This window comes from Priestia sp. 10L35, from assembly GCF_056395685.1.
Map to the genome: position 1 here is coordinate 261,241 of NZ_JBFTKA010000003.1, position 19,999 is coordinate 281,239.

Consider the following 19,999-nt stretch of genomic DNA (forward strand, 5'->3'; position numbering starts at 1 on the left):
CTTTTTATCTAAGATCATCTTTCCTATTCCTATTGCTGCTTCCCTTTCTCCATTTTAAAGCTAGCACGTCTATTTTATGAATAAAATTCGTTTTATTTTCCACATATTTTTCTGGTTCAAAGCGATAGCGATGCGCTAGTTCTATTTTCAACGTTTCGTATTCTTTTGCTGTATCAGGGTGAGTTCGCAGATAATCTCGAAACCATATATGCCGATTAATTTCTGGATGACCTTTTTCATAAATATGAACATGGTGCGTTCTTTGATTTCCGCCTTTTTGGAAGTATCGTCTTCCTTTTATGCCGTTTTCACCTTTCGCTTCGTAACCAAGCTGTTCCATCCTCTGATTATATGTATCTACTTTCTTTATATCTTTCACTTCAATAAGTAAATCAATAATCGGTTTTGCGCTTAGGCCGGGAACAGCAGTGCTTCCGATATGATGAACCTCTAAAACTTGAGCTGAAATTATAGTTGTTAAGGTGGCAGCTTCTTTTGAAAATTCCTTTTCCCACGCGATATTATAGGGTGTCAGCTGAATTTCTCTTACGGACTTCATCTTCAATTCCTCCTCTTGCAACGAAAAAACTGCTTATTATAGAATAGCCTATAATAAGCAGTTTTTCATCATTTAACATGTTATTAAGTTTTATCTAGCAAACGCCTGCTTCGCTAAATTAATAATCGTCATATCATCCATTGGAGGGTTGTGAAGCCCAGCACGTACGTCTCTATAATAGCGCTGCAGCGGATTACTGCGCTGCAAGCTTCTCGCCCCCACTATGCGCATTGCTTTGTCGACAACCGTACAGGCACTATTGGTCACTACGTGTTTGACAGCTGCTAACTCTCCCGCTAATGCTGATCGGTCGCCGGTTTCATCCCATTTACTTGCCACGCTGTACATAAAGTGACGCGCCTGCATAAGTTCAAGTTCCATCTCTCCTACTAAACGCTGCACATTTGGCAGCTCGCTAATCGTTCCTTCAATACTATTAGGCGAATATTCTGCAGCAAATGCGACAGCATAATCTCTTGCTGCGATGGCTGTACCCATGTAGCAAGCTGGTATATGAAGCAGCCAACCGCTTGGCTCATTCTTTTTAAAACCACTGAGGCGTTCAACAAGAAAGTCGTGTTTAATATCGACGTTTTCTAGCACAAGATCATGACTTCCTGTCCCGCGCATTGCAATCATATCCCATGTTTCTTCTATTGAAAGTCCGCTTGTTTCACGAGGAATTAAAAACAAGCCGATCTCTTCTTCACCTTCAATGCTTGCTTTTACCAAAAAGTAATTTAACACTGGAGACATCGTAGTGAATGTTTTTCGGCCATTGATTCGCCAGCCTTCTTTTGTTTTTACGGCTGTCGTTTCCGGTTTTCCTCCTCGAGTAGGACTTCCCGTCTTCGGTTCAGTAGCAGCGGTGTTAATAAGTGCACCTTTTTCTATTTCTTTAAAAATAAAATCGAGAATTTGCTGATTCCAAGGCTTTTTTTCACGCAAGTCCATTGTAATCCCCATATGCCATCCAATACTAAGAGCCGTAGAAGCATCTCCTTGAGCAATTAATTCTTGAAATAATAAAAAATCATAAAGGCGTAATTCATCTCCGCCATATTTGCTTTCGAGAGAAAGACGTGTATAGCCCGCTTCTTTTAACTCTTGAATATTTTCAAAGGGAAACGTACCTTCTTCATCTATTTTAAAAGCTCGTTTCTTAAATTTTTCGACTAGAGGCTGCAATTTTTCATACGTAGACTCTTGATTTTTATTTACAAATGAAACACTCATTTGCTTCATCTCCTTTTTATATGACAGAGTGTCCCTATCGGATTAATATATAGTTCTTATCATAGCATACCTCGCCTTTTCTGTGCATGTTTGGTGTGTTTATCTTTCTTGTTGAATCTATTCTTTTTCCAATTTAATGGTCTGTTTTACCTACGCATCCCATACATTTAATGGAATAAAAAGAAAGGAATGGTGTGAATGAATCAATGTCCAAAATGCGGGGCCAGTGCAAGCACAGACCAATTATTTTGCAATAACTGCGGCTTTTCTTTCACCGTGTCCCCAGCTGCAGCTAAGCATAAAAAGAGCTGGTATATTGGCGGGGGTATTGCGCTTATCCTTCTTTTAACTTTTGTATTTTATTTCTTTTTCGCTGGCTCAGAAGAAAAGACGGCTGACCGCTTTATTGAGGCATTAGAATCGAAAGATACAGCTGTGTTAAGAGAGTTATTAGACTCTTCGCAGTCTACTATAGTTATTAATGACACATCTATTCAAGCTCTGTTAGACGCAACTTCCGATGGTTCTATTTTACGAGACGTTGAAACTGATTTAAAAAATAAATCGAGTATCTACTTTACAATAAAAGAACAGAAACATTCACTACTCTTCAAAAAACAGTACGTGGTTGTGCCGTCATCATATTATATCTCCCTCACCACGCCAGAGGATACAACAGTTACAGTCAATGATACAAAACAATCGATATCCAAGAATCAAACGCAAAAAATAGGGCCTTTTATGATTGGGAATTACCCGCTTACGGCTTCTTATGAAAGCTCTTATGGAAAACTTACAGACCAAACCACTGTAAATTTTCACCGGCAAAAAGAAGAAAATATATCTGTGGTATTTGAAGGGGCTTACGTTACAATCTCATCGAATAGAGATGACGCTATTTTATTCGTAAATGGAAAAAGCACGGGACTGCAGGTGAATAGCTCATCACAAATAGGGCCTGTTGCCACGGATGGAAGCGTCACTGTTCATGCAGAAGTGCAAAAAGACGGCACAACGTTCAAAAGCAGTCCCTACACTATTCAAAGTGAAGAAAGTATTATGTTAAATATACAAACGCCGCCCGTCGAAAAGGAAAAAACCGTCATAAAAGAACGAGAAGTGATCGTGCCTGGGCCGCGCTCTTATGCTACTTCAAGCTCTTATATTCTTGCTGGTTCGGATTCTTACAAATTAAGCTATAGTGATATTAGCAGTTTGAGCTCGAGTGAACTAAGGCTAGCTCGAAATGAAATCTATGCGCGACATGGGTATGTATTTAAATCGAAAGATCTTCAAGCCTATTTTTATGAAAAGTCATGGTATACGCCTGATTCATCATTTAGAGATTCCTACTTATCAAGCGTTGAAAAATACAACGTTGATTTTATTAAATCATATGAGTAAGGTGCACTCCCCTTTTGCACAGGGGAGGTTTTTAATTGAATCGAGTGCTTACTCCAACGTTTTTTTACATACCATAATCCCTATACACGTTAATAAATTTCTTATAGCCTTCTTTATTCTTTTCACTGTAAAATATAAAGTAGATGTACATAAACTTAATACACACATAAGGAGAGATGGAGAATGAATGGAATTGGACGACTTCCACAAAAGCTTAATGGCCATTTGATTTTAGAAAATATTCAAGAAACCATGATCATTGCAGATAAAGACTATCGTGTGCAGTGGATGAATGCAAGAGCAATTGAAACACTCCAGCCAGTACTCCCAATCTACCAGTTATCTCATATCGAAGAGTTAATTGGAAAGCATATGGACTTCTTTCATTCCAATTCTGAAGAAGCGGAAAAATTACTCACCTCTCTTCATACAACCTACCGAACGCGTATAACGATTGGCAGTCAATACGTAGCAGAAGCTGTGATTCACCCTATTGATACAAAAGACGGCGAGCGTTATGGCTACTTGCTTATGCTATTAGACTTTACAGATCAAGCCGAAGCAGAGCTTGAAAAAGAACGGTTAATTGAGGATTTGTCCACACCTTTATTAAAAATATGGGACGAGGTTTTAGCTGTGCCCATTACCGGTAAGATGGATATAGAACGTGGTAAGAAGCTAACTGAAACGGTATTGGAGGCAGTTGTAAAAGAACAGGCGCGCTATTTGCTTATTGATTTATCTTCCCTTCATTCGTTAGATGAAGAACACGGTTATTATATTAACACGCTTCACGATGCTTTGCGTTTGATTGGTACCACTTGCCTTATTGTTGGTCTTTCTTCAAAAATGGCTCTTTCGCTTGTAGATTTTCAGTTTAATTGGCGAACATTTTCCACTGTCCAACAAAGCATCTCTTACATTTTAGAAAAAAAGAATTATCGTATTGCACCCATTTCATAAGCCCATCATATCATTAAGTAATCCTCTCTCAATCGCTTTTTCCTTCAATCGGAAAAGGCGATTTTAGTTATGAGGAATTGTGAACGTTTAGGCACTTATCATCATAGGATACATTAATCAACCATAGAAAAGGGTGAGAGCGTATGCCAAGTGTTATTAACATTTATAATTTAAAGATCAACAGTATCTCAAGCAACGGTTCTGTCAACATTGGCGAAGCACTCCATAACAGTCACACGGCTCATTCAAAATCCACTGGTACGAACTCTTCTTATGGCGATGTCTCACCTGCTTCCTCGAAAATGCGAAACATTTATATCGATCCTGATACAAATGACCAAACAGATATTGCAAACGTTGATCATGTCAATGGTTATCAGCAGTGATATAGGGCAATGCTTGTCAACAGCATGACGACAAACGGTGAATACATTCTCTCTGAACGCAATAGACCGTTGGAGTAGAATGAATAAAAACAGTAAGGAGTCTCTTTATGCCTCTTCAAATTAACGTTTTTAATATCGTAACAAACGGTGTCACGCAAAACGCAAATATTGATTTTGGTTCCACGATTCAAAACAGTCACACGGCGAACTCCAAGTTTAACGGAGCGAATTTCTCTTTAGGTAACTTCTCTCCTACTTGCTCTCAAATGAATACGGGCGTGTTAGATCCTGATGTAAGTGATCAAGATCAAATTGCAAACCCTTCAGCTCCAATTGGAAATCAAATTTAGCTTTAACAATTTTGTCGTTTTACTTGGCACATTACAAGGAGGTGTGTAAATATGTTTCCATTTGGAAAGTCTCCTTTTAAAGGAATGATGGAAAATATCCCAAAAGGAATGGCATCTAAAGACATGAATAAGTATATTCAGCAAATGATTTCTTCTACCATGTCCCATTCTTTTCCGGATTTTATGCAAGGAAATGAATTCTTTAAGCAAGCCCAAGACATGATGAAAGAACAGCAGGATATGGGAACTGAAGGTCATGGACAAAAGCCAAGAAGATTTGATTCAAACGTCATCAATACATTAGATGAATGCATTGTGCAGCTAAAAATCCCTAACCGCGATATTGTATCAAGCATTAAAGTCTATCATACGCCATATGTGTGTACGATTGAAGGAATAGATGGAGAAGAATCCTTCAAAGAAGAAATTCAGCTTCCTTGTTCGGTTCGTAAAAAAGGCACACGCGCCATCTATCGTTCCGGAGTGTTGGAAATCCGGATGCCTAAACATGTTAATATTCCTATGTCTCAAATAGACGTCCACGATTTAGATTAAAGTGGACGTTTTTTTCTGTTTTCATGCATACATATAAAATAGAAAGCTGCAAAAGGCCTTGTTTTATTTTTTTAAAGAAGGTGACAAATATGAATCACGGAAAATTTAAAAAGTGGGCAGAAACGTTACAAGAAGAAAACCATACGAAATTTTGGGAAAAGATTTTTGATGATGATCATGAAGAAAAGAATGATACGGAAGCAGATGCTTCTCCTCAAATTGTAAATGAGTACCGAGATTATCCTTTAATTGATGTATATGAATGGGCAAATCAACTGTTAGTTGTAATTGAAATACCCGGTGCTAAACGAACAGACGTCGAATTAACCATGCATGAAAATACTTTACACATATCCGGTTCATCTCTTTTAACCGTGAAGGATGCAAATGTTCTTCACAAAGAAAGACGTGAAGGAACGTTTCAACGATCAATCATCCTTCCGCCTGGTGTAGGGGAAGCGCCGTGTCACGCATCATTTAAAGATGGTCTTTTGCATGTGAAATTTGATTTGTAATTTATTGTGCAGAACTATACGTAGCATGAAAGGCAGGGAATTTCATGTTTTCTAAGTGGTTTAAACAATCGCCTAAAATTGAAACAGTCCGTAAAATAAACCCGTCTTCCCTTCCAACTCAAAAAAAAGCAGGTCCCATAGACCAACGTTCTAATCAAAAGCGGAAAGAATTACCGGAAAAGATGAAAGCTAAAAAACAGTCTAATCTAAAAAAAACCCCTCAACAGCCAAAGAAGTTGCCTAGCCAAATGGAGCCTAAGACCTCTGCTGAAGCTGAATCCACAAAGCCTGCTCTTTCGATAGATTCAGCGCTGAACCTGCAGGGAATTATTGATCAAGTGACGCGTTTAACCGACGCGATCCCTAAAATAGAAGAGCTTCATCAGCAATTAAATGAATCAGCTCACCTTATTCAATCACTGTCTCAACTGCACGAGCAAACAGCTCATTTACTCTCGGCTATGCAGTCAGCTCCTAATTTCGAAGCTATTCAAAAACAGCTCTCTGCGTTAAAGGAAGAATCGTCTAATACAGCCTTATATGAGATGGTGAAAACTCTTGACAAAAAGATTGATGAAGTAACTCAGCCAAAGCAGTCCATTGTTGTTGAAAAAATCATAGTCGAAAAAGTATTGTTAGACAAAATTGATCTTAGTAATAATTTCGGCCAGCTAGGCATTAAAGATTTGACCGGTCACTTAAACATCGGCACTACTTACAGCGCTGACTCTGATCAAGTAGATGAAGAAGTCAAAGACTTGTTTTCTGTTAAGCTAAAAGAAAAAAAGATTGATGAACATACAACTGAAACAACGATGAGTTCAGGAGGTGAAACAGAAAAATCTGATGATCACTCCGAAGAATAAAAAATGACCGCTACTGCTTATTTAAAGCAATTATCGGTCATTTTTGTTTCCATAAATAGTTGTAATTCTTTTTGGAGGCGTTCCATCAATAACTCTGAAATTTCTTCTTGATTTTCTTCTTTATGATGAGATGATGCTACAACAATACGTCCTGTTTTTCCTAAGAAAGCCCGGTACTCAATTACCTTCATCGCAGCATGAAGTAAGTTCCCGTCCGAAAACGGCGCATTTGTTAGTAGAACAATATTTACTTCGTTTTCTTTTTGTCTATGTGTCAGCACAGCCAGCCACGAGTAACCTTTATCGTCTTTTAAGCGAACTTCATAACTAGATAAAGACGCAGATTTCCACGCCGCGTTAGCACTGCTTTGCTGTTGAACAATTTCTTGACACCAGTCTAGACCTGTTTCATTGGAACCCAGCGAAAGAGTTCTCAAAGGACGAACAAAGGATAAACATAGCTTGCCCGGTTCCTTTTGCAACTTATACAACTCATGGAAGTCCGTCTCTGGATATTGATACGGCGGCACAAAAGCAATTTGTCGCTTATTCACAGCAGGATGGTGAAATACATGCAAATCAACGCCATATACTCTTTTTAACGTAGCTGCATCCTGAAAAATGGCATCCATCCCCGTTTCTTCTACTCTTCCATCTTTCAGTAACACGGCATTATCTGCAAACAGCGAGGCAATGTTGAGATCATGCAAAATGGCTAGGACCGTCAAGCTCATTTCCTGCTGTAAAGTTTTTAACAGCTGAAGCAGTTCCATTGTATGTTTTACATCTAAGTGATTCGTTGGTTCATCAAGAAGTAAGTAGTCAGGTTCTTGCGCTAGTGCTTTAGCCAGTAAAACCCGCTGTTTTTCTCCACCGCTTAGCGATTGAAAAGTATGATTTCTATAGTGCCAGACGTTTGTTAATTTCATCACGCTTTCCACCACTTCTTCATCCTGTGCTGATACAGTGCTAAACAATCCTTTTGCCTGATAAGGGTAACGTCCAAGTGAAACAATTTCTTGAACCGTAAATTCTAGCCCAATTTGATTTTCTTGCGTCATGACTGCAACTTTTTGCGCCAGTTGTTTTGGTGAATAAGCCTTCACTGACTTTCCTTCCACCTTCACTTCTCCTGATTGAATGGTTAATACATTCATAATTAAGCGAATAAGCGTTGTTTTCCCGCTTCCATTTGGTCCTAGTAAAGCGACAAAAGAACCTTTGTCTACGGTGAACGTGATGTCACGAACGGTCGGCTGCTGCTTATCGTATCCTCCTGTCACATTATATAGTTCAATCATGATATTCCTCTTTTCCGCATACGTTCTTTTACAAGGAGCAGGGTAAAAATCGGCGAACCAATTAAGGCAGTTACGACTCCAATCGGCAGTTCACGAGGTTCTAATATCGTTCGTGCCAATAAATCTGCTAAAACCAAATAACTTCCTCCAATTAAAATAGAAAGCGGCAGTACATGCTTATGATTAGCTCCCGCTACGAGACGAACTACGTGGGGGATAACTAAGCCAACAAATCCAATTGCCCCAGATACTGATACCGCAGCCCCTGTTAATACGGATGCACCTATTAAAATCATTCTTTTTTTCTTCTTTACGTCTATTCCCATAAACTGAGCGGATTGATCGCCAAATGCTAAGCCGTTCAGCTCTTTTACATGTAACAACAGCATAATTGTACCGATCAAAAAGAACGGCCCTAAAATTTGAATATGAGACCATCCTCTCATTGATACGCTTCCCATTAGCCAATATAAAACCTGCCTTACATCTTCTTCGGGAGAAAGAGCCACAATTAATGAAATAAGCGCGCTCATAAAGGATGATAAAATAATCCCCGCTAAGATGATGGTTTCATTGGCCAAATTGCCGCTTGCGAGTTTCGTAATACCAAAAACTAAAAGAAGAGTAATAAAACCAGATACAATGCCGACTACAGGCAGCGTGAAGATAGACAAACCAAAAATACTCCAATGAAAATAAATTGCCATGACAGAGCCAAGGGTTGCACCTGAGGAAACCCCAATCGTATAAGGATCGGCAAGCGAGTTTCTTAATAGCCCTTGAAAGGCAGCCCCTGCTATTGAAAGTGAAGCTCCTACTAAAAATGCCACCAGTACTCTTGGAAAACGAATTTGCCAAATGATTAAATCCATGTTTTCTGGACCGTGATATAAGGATAGCCCGGTAAGGTGGCCAATAATAATTTTGATTGTATCTCCTACGGTTAACGAAACTGTACCAATAAATACGCCCATAATTATCGAAGTACATACAATAAATAAACTGACTATGTATAAAATAGATGCTTTGTTAAAAAAAATACGTTTAAAAATCAATACGTTCAGCTCCTCTAGGAAACGAGGCGTGATGTTTTATATTACATTAACCATTCATTTTCCTGTCCATAAACCATGCTTCCACCATGCATTAAGTTGGAAACAATCATCTTTTATTTGTTACGAGTGCTAGACTGTTGAACTGGGCAACGTAGAATAGCGTACTAAAGTTCTTGGTAAAAAAACAAGCGAAAGCCTCTACAAGCTATACTTTTTGTGTTTGCTCCGGACTTTTATAGTTGTCTATTAACTGATACAGCTTTTCCATATCTACGGCTTCTCTCACATATGCTGCTGCTTTTGAAAAAGACTCCTCTTTTTGCAGGCGACTGTTGAATGTGTCCGTAATAGGCGGCAATTTTTTATGTTTACGAATTTGATTAAGCAAAGCTCTGCGCAAAGAATCGTTATGAAACACATCATGAACATACGTGCCAATGACATTGTCTTTAACCGTTCCTTCTTTTTCATGCTCTACCACTGCAAAAGCTTTCGTGGTGCTCTTAGAAACCGTCTTTCCCATATGAATTTCGTAGCCTTCAATCGAAACTCTTTCATTTTCTAACTGGACATACCCAGAAACTCTTTCTGTTTTTTTGCTGGTTGTCATAACCGTTTCCACTGGAAGCAAGCCCAGCCCTTTAATGGACTCAATCCGAGATTCTACTGCATCAGGGTCTGTAATTGTCTCCCCTAGCATTTGATATCCTCCGCAGATGCCAATGACGTGAACGTTCGTTGTGTTCAAGACTTGATTAATGGCTAGATCCAGGCCGCTTTCTTGTAAAAACTGAGCATCTTCAATCGTATTTTTGCTTCCTGGCAAAACAATTAAATCAGGCGTACCTAATTGCGACGGCTTGGTTACAAGCCTCACGTGACAGTCTTCTTCTAAGCTTAAAGGATCGATGTCTGTAAAATTTGAGATGCGCGGGTACGAGATAACCGCAATATCAATTTCTTTTAACGGATTCACAAGCGTTGAGTAATTTCTGAGTGATAACGAATCTTCCGCGTCAATTTCCACGTTGTTCATATAAGGAATAACTCCTAGAACCGGAACACCCGTGTATTCTTCAAACCACTTCAACCCTGGTTTTAAAAGTTCTAAATCTCCTCGGAATTTATTAATTAACACCCCGATAACTCTAGACTTGTGTTCATCTGGAAGCAATTGAAGAGTACCGACTAGGCTCGCGAAAACGCCACCTTTATCAATATCTCCTACTAACACAACAGGCGCTTCTGCTATTTTTGCAACACGCATATTTACGAGTTCCCGATCGTTCAAATTGACTTCGGCAGGACTTCCAGCGCCTTCAATCACAATTCGATCATAATGATTGGCAAGCTCTTTATAAGCTTCCGTGATAACGTTCAAACCTTCATTAAAAAATTCTTGCCGATACTGAAAAGCAAACATATTACGTAGCGGTTTTCCGTGAACAACTATTTGAGATTCATGATCACGAGTTGGTTTAATTAAAATAGGGTTCATATTGGTTGTTGCTTCTACTCCAGCCGCTTCTGCTTGAATTCCTTGCGCTCTGCCAATTTCTTTTCCATCCATTGTAATGTATGAATTAAGCGCCATATTTTGCGATTTAAACGGTGCAGTTTGATAGCCGTCTTCTTTAAAAATACGGCAAAATGCTGTAGCAATCATGCTTTTTCCAGCGTCTGAGTGCGTTCCTTGAATCATAAGCGGTTTTCCTTTTTTCACTTTTTCCACTCCCTACCACATAAAAAAACCTTAACTGTAGAAGTCAAGGTTTGGTCATGCGCTCATTAACACATTGTCTTGACTTATTTCTCCCACCGAAAAATAAGGGGTTTTTAAAAGCAGGTCTCCTGGCTTATGCTTCATTTTACTTCTGCACCCTTCCTAGCTTGACTAGTGGGTCTTTGCAGGTTCATCCACATTTACAGTAGCGGGGGCTGCACCGGATTTACACCGATTTCCCTATTATCCTCCTTAGAGGCACTTTTAAAATCATTTATTCTTTATTGTAACGAATTTTATAACCATTCACAATAACGATTTTCTTCTATTATTATATATTACTGTGTTTATACTTATTTGGGTCTCGTATGCTATAATAACAATTATTTTCCAAACATCTTATGGAATAGCTAGGAAGGTGCTCACAGTTGAAGAAAAAAATCATTTATGTCTTTATCAGCGTGTTTGTTCTTTATATAGCAATCATATCTTTTTGTATGTATCAAACTGCTCACAAGCCTGTTCCACAAAACGCAGATTATGTGCTCGTTTTAGGTTCTAAAGTAGATGGTGACCAAATGTCTCCTAGTTTAAAAGAACGAGTAAAGACGGCCTTATCTTATTTACAAGCCAATCAACAAACAAAAGTTATCGTAACGGGTGGAAAAGGATCCGATGAAGAAATTTCTGAAGCAGAGGCAGCCTATCGTTTTCTGCGGAAAGAAGGAATTAAGAAGAATCGAATTATAAAAGAAAATCAGTCAACTTCTACTTTTGAGAATTTTACTTTTACTAAACAGAAAGTTGATATTCAACACAAAAAAGTCGTGCTTGTTAGCAGTGATTTTCATTTATTTCGCGCCTCTATTATTGCCAAACGTCAAGGCTTTGACGTTTATCCTTTAGGTGCAAAAACACCAAATTCAATTAAACTTCAAGCCTACTTTCGTGAGTATGCTGCTATTTTAAAAACATGGCTGTTTGATAAATAAATAAATAAATAGAGTAAGTAGCTCTACAAATAAAAAACACGGCATGAATTCATGCCGTGTTTTTTATTAATCATCTGTATCGATAACTGCTTTTGGTAAACCTGTGTATTTCGCCCAGTAGAAAATACCAAGTGAAACAAGGGCAATTAAAATTAAGTCAAGCGGGTTGCTTAGCACACCTTGTCCTCCACCAAATGAACCTAGATAAGAGATAACAAGCATAATAATATAATAAGCAACTAGCCACCAAGCAGATTTAAGCTGCTGTGCAAATTTTACAACGTCAGTTGGTACGTATTTCTTAAACGCTACGTAGATAACAACCATTAGAAGCTGTGATCCTAGCAGCCAAGAAATTGTCGTCCACCCTGACCAATATACGATGTATGAACAGAAAATAAATGAAACAGGAGCAATAACGCTCATGCCTTTTAATTTAAAAGGTTTTTTAAGGTCTTTTGCATTTACTCTGAATGCAGCAGCTGAAATTGGCGCAATCGCATAAGACAGAATAAGTGCCACTGAACATACGTTTACTAGCGCTTCCCAAGAAGGAAATGGCAGTGTCCAGAATACGGACATTCCAAATGATAGCCATAGTGACGCACGTGGAATTCCTGTTTTCTTATCTACTTTTGAGAAACGTTTAAATAATGTTCCATTACGAGACCACGCATAAACTAAACGAGAAGTTGTATTCATGAAGATGTTCCCGTTACCGCCTGGTGATAAAATAGCATCAAAAATAACAAGCGTTACTAACCAGCCAAGGCCTAAAATAAGTGCAATATCTTTAAATGGTAAAGAGAATTGCTCTTGAATTGTTCCCCATCCTCCTGATAGCATATCAGCCGGGATGTTACCAATGAACAATACTTGCAGTGCTGTGTAAATAATCGCTGAAAGTACAATACAGATAATGAGCGCGATTGGAATATTACGCTGCGGGTTTTTAACTTCACTGGCTACAGAAACAATAGGGTGAAGTCCTAGGTAAGCAAACATAACGCCACCTGTTGAAATGGCTGCTTGGATACCATTAAAACCAAACGGAGCAAAATCGCCAGTTGTAAAGTTAGCTGATTTAAAGTGATAAGCCAACACGACGATAATTGTAAGAGGAACCGCATATTTGAACACAGATATAATGACATTTGACTTAGCAAATGCTTTTACACTTACGTAGTTAATGATAAAAAATAGTGTTAATAACGCGAACTGAAATAACCAGCCGATTGTAGTAGGCGATTCAGAACCATGTTTAGTTAGACCAGGAAGCCAAAACGCAACATACTGACGTACAGCCGTTACCTCGATGGCAATCAAACTTGTGTAAGCAATAATGGTAATGAATGAAATTAAGTAACCCACTAAATGACCATGTGAGTAAACCGGATAACGGATAATTCCACCGGTACGCGGCAGCGCTGCTCCAAGTTCAGCATACACTAAACCGATAAGTAAAATAATGACTCCGCCAATCAGCCACGAAAAACTTCCGGCCGGACCAGCCTTTGACGCTACGTTACTAACCGCAAATAACCAGGCGGAACCAAAAATAGCTCCCATCCCAATTAACGTTAGGTCAAGTAACGATATTGATTTTTTAAATTTTCCTTGATTTCCTTGATCAGACATAAAATCCTCCTTTAAAATTCCCACTCCACATATCTACGCCCTTGCGTCCGATATGGGATTCTTTACATCATCCTCCTCTTACTAAGACCTCACAAGTGGATATGTTAACAAATATTCTCTAAAAAACCAAGTTAAAAACTTTATTTTTTTGTAAAACATCGTTGAATTGCTTATGTATAGCGCATAAATTCCACAGAAGATTTGAGGACTACTCCTCCTATTTAACCGCATTTTTCTTAGGTTAAACATAAAAGAATATTCAAACTATTTGTTAAAAAAAAAGAGGCTGAGACATAACGAAATCAACCGCTAGAAGCAGCTACATACGCAACAACTACGCTTGCCGTACCAATGAAAAAATCCGAACGATTCATCGTTCGGATTTTGCTTCAACTAAAATAATTTTGTCCGTACCTCTTATTTTGCTTATTTAAATACTTTTACACGTTCAGTTAGCGGTTGAAATTCTTTTTCTCCCGCAGGTGATACAGGATTACCAAATGGCATTTGGGCAATTAATTTCCATGAGCTTGGAATATTCCAAGCTGCTTTTACTTCATCGTCAATCAATGGATTGTAATGCTGTAATGTTGCTCCTAGGCCTTCGAGCTCAAGCGCTGTCCAAATCACATGCTGCAGCATGCCTGATGATTGGTTAGACCAAACCGGGAAATTTTCGCTGTAAGATGCGAACTGCTTTTGGAGCCCTTCCACTACTTCTTGATCTTCAAAGAAAAGAACTGTTCCATAGCCGCTTCCGAATAAGTTCATTTTTTGATCCGTATCTGAAAAATTTTCAGCTGGAACAATTTTACGAAGCGTTTCTCTCGTAATATCCCATACTTTATCATGCTGTTCGCCAAATAAAACGACTACGCGTGCGCTTTGGGAATTAAATGCTGAAGGAGTATGTTTCACCGCAAAGTTGATAATTTCTTCAATTTTTTCTTCTGATATTTTTACATTTTTATCAATTGCATAAATAGAACGTCGGTTTTTAATTGCTTCATAAAAATCTTTTCCAACCTGTTGTTGATCACTTGATTTATCAAATAATTTATCTAAAAAACCCATTTTCCACACTCCTAATTGTTTGTTTTTTTAAGCTTAAATTGCATGTTTATACCCTTCCCCCTGACAAAAGGAGATAAACAAGATATAATGAATTCTTATATCTCTAATTCGAGATATTAAACTAAAAAAATATTAATTGAAATTTAATTACTTTATGTAACTTACTTTACAATGATTATTTTGTTCTGTCAAGAAAAAATTATTATCTTTTTCTTTTCATGATTATATGAAAAAAGACTGCTAAATACGGCAGACTTTTTTCGTAGATGCTTAATGCTTAATGTTCATAAATCATCTTTCGCGTCATTCCCCCGTCTACTACGAGGTTAGCTCCTGTTACAAAATCATTTTCAACGTTTGTTAAATACATACACGCTCTTGAGATATCGGCTGGCGTTCCCACCCGATTAGACGGATGCTGCGTATGATCGATTTCACGAAGGCCATCGTAGTCAGATGTCTCAATCCATCCTGGAGAAATAGCATTTACTGTGATGTTGTCATCACCAATTGAAATGGCAAGTGCATGAGTTAAAGCAACGATTCCTCCTTTTGTAGCCGCATAGGCTTCTGTGTGAGGTTCAGACATTGTAGCTCTCGTAGAAGCTAAGTTTACAATGGAGCCTCCGCTTTCGTTTTTTCTCATCACCTTAGCTGCTTCGCGAGAGCATAGAAACACGCTGCGCAGGTTCGTACTGATAATGTCATCCCATTCATCAATGGTTAGCTCATACGGTGATTTCCAGCGGGAAACGCCTGCATTATTAATCAAAATATGTATCGTTTCATACGTACTGACCGTTTTTTCAACGAGATTTAAAATGTCGCCTTCTTTTCGGACGTCTGTTTTCACAAAAATGGCTTCTCCGCCTTGTCTTTGAATAGCTTCTGCGTGACGCTCTCCTTCAGTTTCGTCCACATCTGCCAATACCACTTTTGCTCCTTGTTTCGCGTATGCGCGGGATACATCTTTACCTATTCCGTTCGCAGCTCCGGTGACAACAACAACTAAATCTTTAAACGACATATCATCTCCTCCTTATACGCTTTATTCACTTTTTTCTTCGTCTTTAAACAAGTGATCCGTGACGAAAAGAGCAAACGTTTCAGCCGTTAACTTGCATCCAGAAGCTTTTGGGTGACCTCCTCCTCCAAGATGCCCAACAATTTCTGCTAAGTTGATTTCGTCTTTTACTGCACGGAACCCAATCTTTTGGCGTCCCATGTCCACCATAACGGAAAAGTCGATATCTTCGTTTTCTAGACACAGTGCATTTCCTAGCTCAGACTGATATGTATCTGCGAATACAATCCCTGCGTTGTACGCTGTGTTATCAATTTCAACCCTTTCTTTTATGATTTGTTTTTGTTTATCATAAATGTATTTTTCAATCTTTTTTTCTTCTGCTTCTAGTAAAATTTCGTGTTTGTCCGTAAACGTAAATTCTTGATTTTCAGTATGGTATGATTCACGAAGCGTTTCTAGAATGGTTTCTTTAAATTCTTCATGCGGGATTAGATAATATAGGTGATTAAGACGCTTTGCTTTCAAGTTATTTTCATGGAACCAGTCCCACGTATCAAATAAGCGCACAAGTTCTACGTACTCATCAAGCAACGCCGTTTTTTGGAGCATGTTGTTGCGCACTAAGTAGTCGTAGAAAAGAGATGTAGCTGCCGTCTTTTTACCGTTTTCGTCTTCTGCAATAACATGAACCCAATCGTATTTCTTAGCTAGTGGAAGAGCAGAGATATGATGGTCAATAAGAGTGATTTTCTGGCCTTTTTTTACCAGCTCATTTAATTTTTCCGCTACTTCCTCATTTACGCTAATATCCGTTATGTATAAAGCTGTGTCTCCATCGTTTTCTTCTTCAATAAAATGTGTCACTGTGTCATTGATGCGGCCAATGCTTACCGTGCTGTAATCAAAGTTATCATCGCCAAACGCTAACCGACCCAATAGTGCTGGACTTACCCCGTCTAAATCGTTATGTGAAATTAATTTTATTTTTGTCATTAATCAAAACTCCTTTATTTTCAGTCGCCTTAGTATATGTACCGGCTTGTATATTATAGCAATTTCAGCATAAAAATGCTGTTATTTACTTTGAAGTGAAGTCAACGTTCAGACTTCGACTTACCTGTATCAAAAGAGAGTGAGACATAACTACATCGATTCAATCAACAGCTAGAAGCAACTACACACATGAAACCTACGCTCATCAATACCAATGAAAAAATCCGAACGAATGTGATTCTTTATGAAGAATCTCGATTCATCGTTCGGATTTTCTTTTAAATAACCTACTTTTGTTCTAGCCTCTTTCCTCTTATTCTAAATTGCTGTGCTGCTTAAATGCCTGTTCATGATCCGTGTGATTCAAATTCCCGTATTCTAAACAAATGGTATCAAATACAACGTGAGCACATTGATCAAATAACGAGCCAAGTGGCTGAATGGAAGCTGCTTCATTTTCGCTTCGGTATTTGGTTGCAGCGGGAATGTGCAGCAGCTCATCAGTATGAGCAGTTAACGGTGATTCTGTACTAGCTGAAATGCCGATAACTGAACATCCTACTTCTTTGGCTTTTTTAGCTACACTCACCACTTGCTGTGTTTTTCCTGAACCAGATACAGCCACCAACACGTCACCTGCTGCAATCGAAGGAGTAATGGTCTCCCCTACAACATATACTGTCGCACCTAAATGCATCAGTCTCATCGCAAACGATTTTCCCATTAACCCAGAGCGGCCTTCGCCTATAACAAAAATTCGTTTTGCTTGGTAAAGTGAAAACGCTACTTCTTCTATTTGCGGTTCTTTTATGTGATTCATTACGGCCGTAATTTCGTCTAAAATCGTTTGTGCTTTTGTCATTATACGTTCCCCCTGCTCATAAATAAGTTTTGAAATTCAGCAGATGCTTTTGCCACATCCGCACTTTTTGTAATCACTGATCCAATAATCGCGACGTCCGCCTTCATTTGAAGTAATGATGCTGCTGAGGTTGGATTAATTCCTCCTGCTACTGCTATTTGGGCATCTGAATGAAAATATTGCCGCAAATTTATTTGACTCAGTGATTTTCCTTCTTTTTCTTGCTCGTCTTTGCTGATATGATGGCAAAAAATAGCGTTTCTATAAATACCCACTTGCTTTTGCGAGCTGCTTGACGTGTTTAATAAATCAACCATCATTTTTTTATTCCATTTTTCGCTGACATTTGCGCAAGTATCTATCGTAGGTAAAGGTGATACACCCATGACTGTTGCTATATCTGCACCTGCTTGATAGCACATTGTAAACTCATACTCTGCGTTATCAATCGTTTTGATATCTGCTACAATCGTCTTGTGCGGAAATGCCTGTTTGATTTTATAAATGCTTTCAATTCCATACTCTTTTATAAGAGATGTACCTACTTCAATCCAATCAACAGAGGGTTCTGCCAGCTTGGCAAGGATAATAGCTTCTTCAATTGTGACACGATCTAATGCTAATTGTATCTTCATATTTTTTCTCCTCACTTTCTACTAAACCGGTTTAGTAACTGCGTAAAAAAAACCAATATTTTGATGAGCTAAAAAGAGCACGCCATAGGCGCTCTTTTTAGTTTAATGCGACAAAGTTGTTTCTCGAATAATTAATTCACACTCATACTGGTACTCTTCATAAGCTATCTTTTCTTTTAAAATTTGTTTAATAAGTAAATCTGCTGCTTTTGTTCCCATATCAAAAGCTGGCTGCGAAATCGTCGTAACAGCAGGCGTTGCTACATCTGCGTAAGGAATATTATCATAAACAATTAAAGATAAATCATTTGGGATATTAAATCCGTGTTGTTTAATAAATTTCTGCACTTCAATGAATACTAAATCGTTTCCAGCAAGCAGCGCTGTCGGCGAATTATCTGCTGCAAATAGCTTCTCAAGCGCTTTTTGCATGTCCGCTTTTTTGCAGTTGATAATCATGGATTCATTTACAGGCATATTGGCTGATGTTAACGCTTCTTTGTACCCTTCTACACGTTCAATCCGGGGTGTAATAGTTAATGGTTCTGTAATAATCGCTATATGCTTATGTCCAAGCTCGAGGAGATGCAAAATAGCCTGTTTTGTGGCTTCTTGGTTGTTCGCCACTACGGATGGAATTTTTCCTTTTACATCATGAATTTTGCGATCCATAATAACAACCGGATATTCTTCTTTGATCATCTGCTCATAAAGAGAAGTATTGGCTCCCGTTGGAAATAAAATAAGGCCATCTACTTGCTTTGCTTTTAACATATTAATATATTTCTTTTCTTTATCAGGGTCATCATCTGCGTTACAGATGATGGCATGTATATCTTGTGAATGGCAATAGTCTTCAATTGCACGAATGACTTCAGTAGAAAATCTGTGCATAATATTCGCAACAATAATCCCAATCATTGACGTTCGCTTTTGTTTTAAGCTCCTTGCTAGATAATTGGGCTGATAGCCGAGTGTATCAATCGCTTCTTTAATTTTCTTTCGTGTTTCTTCGCCCATATATTCATACCGTTTGTTAATGTATTGTGATACGGTGCTTTTGGAGACATTTGCTGCTTTTGCAACGTCCAGCATAGTAACTTTTTGCATCATAATCCGTCCTTTTCATTCAATCCCTAAAATTATGCTACTCCTAGTGTAAACGAAAAAAACGAAAAAGGAAAAGCCTTCTTGCTAGCAGAAGGCTTTATTTATTAAGCGTACGCAAGCCTAGCTTCTTGAATTTCATTAGTAAAACGCTTCGCTTCCTTTGTTACTTGAAGTAAGTATTCAGGAGTTGGAAGCTGCTTTCCATCCACTAATGTGCTTCCTGCCCCAATAGCAGCTGCTCCAGCTTTAATATAAGCTCCTGCATTTTCAGCCGTAACGCCCCCTGTTGGCATTAATGGAATATGAGGAAGCGGTCCTGCTATATTTTTAAAATAAGCGGGGCCTACTACGCTTGCCGGGAAGACTTTAATCATATCTGCACCGCATTCATAGGCTGTTAGTATTTCAGTTGGTGTAAAAGCGCCCGGAACGCTAATGACACCGTATCTTTTAGCCGTTTTAATTGTTCGTTCATTAACCGTAGGAGAAAAAATAAATGACGCTCCCGCCATAATAGCAATTCGTGCTGTTTCTTCATCTAGAACAGTTCCTGCTCCAATAAACATCGAGTCGTCAAATTCATTTTTCAACTCTTTAATAACCTCTACGGCAGCAGGGTTTTCCATTGTAATTTCTAGGTTTGTTACTCCGCCTTCTTTTAATGCGTAGGCAAGTGGAATAATTCGCTCAGCACTTGCTCCTCGAATGACCGCTACAATACCGCTACTTGTAATTTTCTCAATATGCATCTCAAT

21 protein-coding genes and 1 riboswitch are annotated in these 19,999 nt (G+C 38.5%); of the genes, 8 read left to right on the forward strand and 13 right to left on the reverse strand.

Annotated features, from left to right (window positions below; translation table 11 throughout):
- Nucleotides 1-4 precede the first annotated feature (4 nt).
- Nucleotides 5-559, reverse strand: coding sequence for a GrpB family protein (locus tag AC1DEF_RS12330; protein WP_097825170.1), 555 nt, complete (start codon nucleotides 557-559; stop codon nucleotides 5-7).
- Between the two features lie 90 nt (nucleotides 560-649).
- On the reverse strand, nucleotides 650-1,795 hold the full coding sequence (locus tag AC1DEF_RS12335; RefSeq protein WP_097825171.1) for an acyl-CoA dehydrogenase family protein: 1,146 nt from the start codon (nucleotides 1,793-1,795) through the stop codon (nucleotides 650-652).
- A 198-nt stretch (nucleotides 1,796-1,993) separates the two neighbouring features.
- Between AC1DEF_RS12335 and AC1DEF_RS12340 the strand changes: the two genes are divergently transcribed.
- The 7 genes from AC1DEF_RS12340 (at nucleotide 1,994) to AC1DEF_RS12370 (ending at nucleotide 6,834) form a co-directional block, all read left to right on the forward strand.
- On the forward strand, nucleotides 1,994-3,199 hold the full coding sequence (locus tag AC1DEF_RS12340; RefSeq protein WP_097825172.1) for a TcaA 3rd/4th domain-containing protein: 1,206 nt from the start codon (nucleotides 1,994-1,996) through the stop codon (nucleotides 3,197-3,199).
- A gap of 183 nt (nucleotides 3,200-3,382) precedes the next feature.
- The gene (locus AC1DEF_RS12345) at nucleotides 3,383-4,162 is read left to right on the forward strand and encodes an STAS domain-containing protein (RefSeq protein ID WP_097825173.1); all 780 of its coding nucleotides are present in this window, start codon (nucleotides 3,383-3,385) and stop codon (nucleotides 4,160-4,162) included.
- Between the two features lie 143 nt (nucleotides 4,163-4,305).
- Complete coding sequence (locus AC1DEF_RS12350) at nucleotides 4,306-4,548, forward strand: spore germination protein (protein WP_013057625.1); 243 nt, start codon at nucleotides 4,306-4,308, stop codon at nucleotides 4,546-4,548.
- Nucleotides 4,549-4,655: 107 nt separating this feature from the next.
- A complete protein-coding gene (locus AC1DEF_RS12355) occupies nucleotides 4,656-4,898 on the forward strand; it encodes a spore germination protein (RefSeq protein ID WP_013057626.1) in 243 nt (80 codons plus the stop codon).
- Nucleotides 4,899-4,949: 51 nt separating this feature from the next.
- Nucleotides 4,950-5,453 (forward strand): Hsp20/alpha crystallin family protein, encoded by a 504-nt coding sequence (locus AC1DEF_RS12360; protein WP_013057627.1) that lies wholly within the window; start codon nucleotides 4,950-4,952, stop codon nucleotides 5,451-5,453.
- An 89-nt stretch (nucleotides 5,454-5,542) separates the two neighbouring features.
- Nucleotides 5,543-5,968 (forward strand): Hsp20/alpha crystallin family protein, encoded by a 426-nt coding sequence (locus tag AC1DEF_RS12365; protein WP_028409089.1) that lies wholly within the window; start codon nucleotides 5,543-5,545, stop codon nucleotides 5,966-5,968.
- A gap of 44 nt (nucleotides 5,969-6,012) precedes the next feature.
- Complete coding sequence (locus AC1DEF_RS12370) at nucleotides 6,013-6,834, forward strand: hypothetical protein (RefSeq protein WP_097825174.1); 822 nt, start codon at nucleotides 6,013-6,015, stop codon at nucleotides 6,832-6,834.
- 17 nt (nucleotides 6,835-6,851) lie between these two features.
- On the opposite strand, the gene AC1DEF_RS12375 is transcribed toward AC1DEF_RS12370, so the two are convergent.
- The 3 genes from AC1DEF_RS12375 to AC1DEF_RS12385 form a co-directional block, all read right to left on the reverse strand.
- Nucleotides 6,852-8,135, reverse strand: coding sequence for an ABC transporter ATP-binding protein (locus AC1DEF_RS12375; protein WP_097825175.1), 1,284 nt, complete (start codon nucleotides 8,133-8,135; stop codon nucleotides 6,852-6,854).
- Nucleotides 8,132-9,190 carry a FecCD family ABC transporter permease gene (locus AC1DEF_RS12380; protein WP_043981542.1) on the reverse strand — a complete coding sequence of 353 codons (1,059 nt, stop codon included), beginning with the start codon at nucleotides 9,188-9,190 and terminating at the stop codon, nucleotides 8,132-8,134. Before AC1DEF_RS12380 ends, AC1DEF_RS12375 begins: the two co-directional genes overlap by 4 nt.
- A 205-nt stretch (nucleotides 9,191-9,395) precedes the next feature.
- The gene (locus AC1DEF_RS12385) at nucleotides 9,396-10,922 is read right to left on the reverse strand and encodes a cobyric acid synthase (RefSeq protein ID WP_043981541.1); all 1,527 of its coding nucleotides are present in this window, start codon (nucleotides 10,920-10,922) and stop codon (nucleotides 9,396-9,398) included.
- Nucleotides 10,923-11,014: 92 nt separating this feature from the next.
- Nucleotides 11,015-11,194, reverse strand: a riboswitch (cobalamin riboswitch).
- A 147-nt stretch (nucleotides 11,195-11,341) separates the two neighbouring features.
- Between AC1DEF_RS12385 and AC1DEF_RS12390 the strand changes: the two genes are divergently transcribed.
- Nucleotides 11,342-11,905 (forward strand): YdcF family protein, encoded by a 564-nt coding sequence (locus tag AC1DEF_RS12390; RefSeq protein WP_097825176.1) that lies wholly within the window; start codon nucleotides 11,342-11,344, stop codon nucleotides 11,903-11,905.
- 66 nt (nucleotides 11,906-11,971) lie between these two features.
- Here the strand turns inward: AC1DEF_RS12390 and AC1DEF_RS12395 are convergent, their stop codons facing one another.
- From AC1DEF_RS12395 to AC1DEF_RS12430, 8 genes are all read right to left on the reverse strand, one after another.
- A complete protein-coding gene (locus AC1DEF_RS12395; RefSeq protein ID WP_013057634.1) occupies nucleotides 11,972-13,543 on the reverse strand; it encodes an APC family permease in 1,572 nt (523 codons plus the stop codon).
- A 426-nt stretch (nucleotides 13,544-13,969) separates the two neighbouring features.
- The gene (locus tag AC1DEF_RS12400) at nucleotides 13,970-14,617 is read right to left on the reverse strand and encodes a nitroreductase family protein (RefSeq protein WP_050689790.1); all 648 of its coding nucleotides are present in this window, start codon (nucleotides 14,615-14,617) and stop codon (nucleotides 13,970-13,972) included.
- A gap of 277 nt (nucleotides 14,618-14,894) precedes the next feature.
- Nucleotides 14,895-15,644 (reverse strand): SDR family oxidoreductase, encoded by a 750-nt coding sequence (locus tag AC1DEF_RS12405; RefSeq protein ID WP_097825177.1) that lies wholly within the window; start codon nucleotides 15,642-15,644, stop codon nucleotides 14,895-14,897.
- A 21-nt stretch (nucleotides 15,645-15,665) separates the two neighbouring features.
- On the reverse strand, nucleotides 15,666-16,637 hold the full coding sequence (locus AC1DEF_RS12410) for a DHH family phosphoesterase (protein WP_097825178.1): 972 nt from the start codon (nucleotides 16,635-16,637) through the stop codon (nucleotides 15,666-15,668).
- A gap of 313 nt (nucleotides 16,638-16,950) precedes the next feature.
- Entirely contained in the window at nucleotides 16,951-17,499 is a 549-nt protein-coding gene (gene hxlB, locus AC1DEF_RS12415; protein ID WP_097825179.1) for a 6-phospho-3-hexuloisomerase, read from the reverse strand.
- The gene (hxlA, locus tag AC1DEF_RS12420) at nucleotides 17,499-18,134 is read right to left on the reverse strand and encodes a 3-hexulose-6-phosphate synthase (RefSeq protein ID WP_477727404.1); all 636 of its coding nucleotides are present in this window, start codon (nucleotides 18,132-18,134) and stop codon (nucleotides 17,499-17,501) included. The genes hxlB and hxlA overlap by 1 nt, the downstream gene beginning before the upstream one ends.
- Before the next feature lie 102 nt (nucleotides 18,135-18,236).
- Nucleotides 18,237-19,247, reverse strand: a complete 1,011-nt coding sequence (locus AC1DEF_RS12425) for a LacI family DNA-binding transcriptional regulator (protein ID WP_097825180.1) — start codon at nucleotides 19,245-19,247, stop codon at nucleotides 18,237-18,239.
- A gap of 101 nt (nucleotides 19,248-19,348) precedes the next feature.
- The gene (locus AC1DEF_RS12430) at nucleotides 19,349-19,993 is read right to left on the reverse strand and encodes a bifunctional 4-hydroxy-2-oxoglutarate aldolase/2-dehydro-3-deoxy-phosphogluconate aldolase (RefSeq protein ID WP_028409100.1); all 645 of its coding nucleotides are present in this window, start codon (nucleotides 19,991-19,993) and stop codon (nucleotides 19,349-19,351) included.
- Between the last annotated feature and the right edge of the window lie 6 nt (nucleotides 19,994-19,999).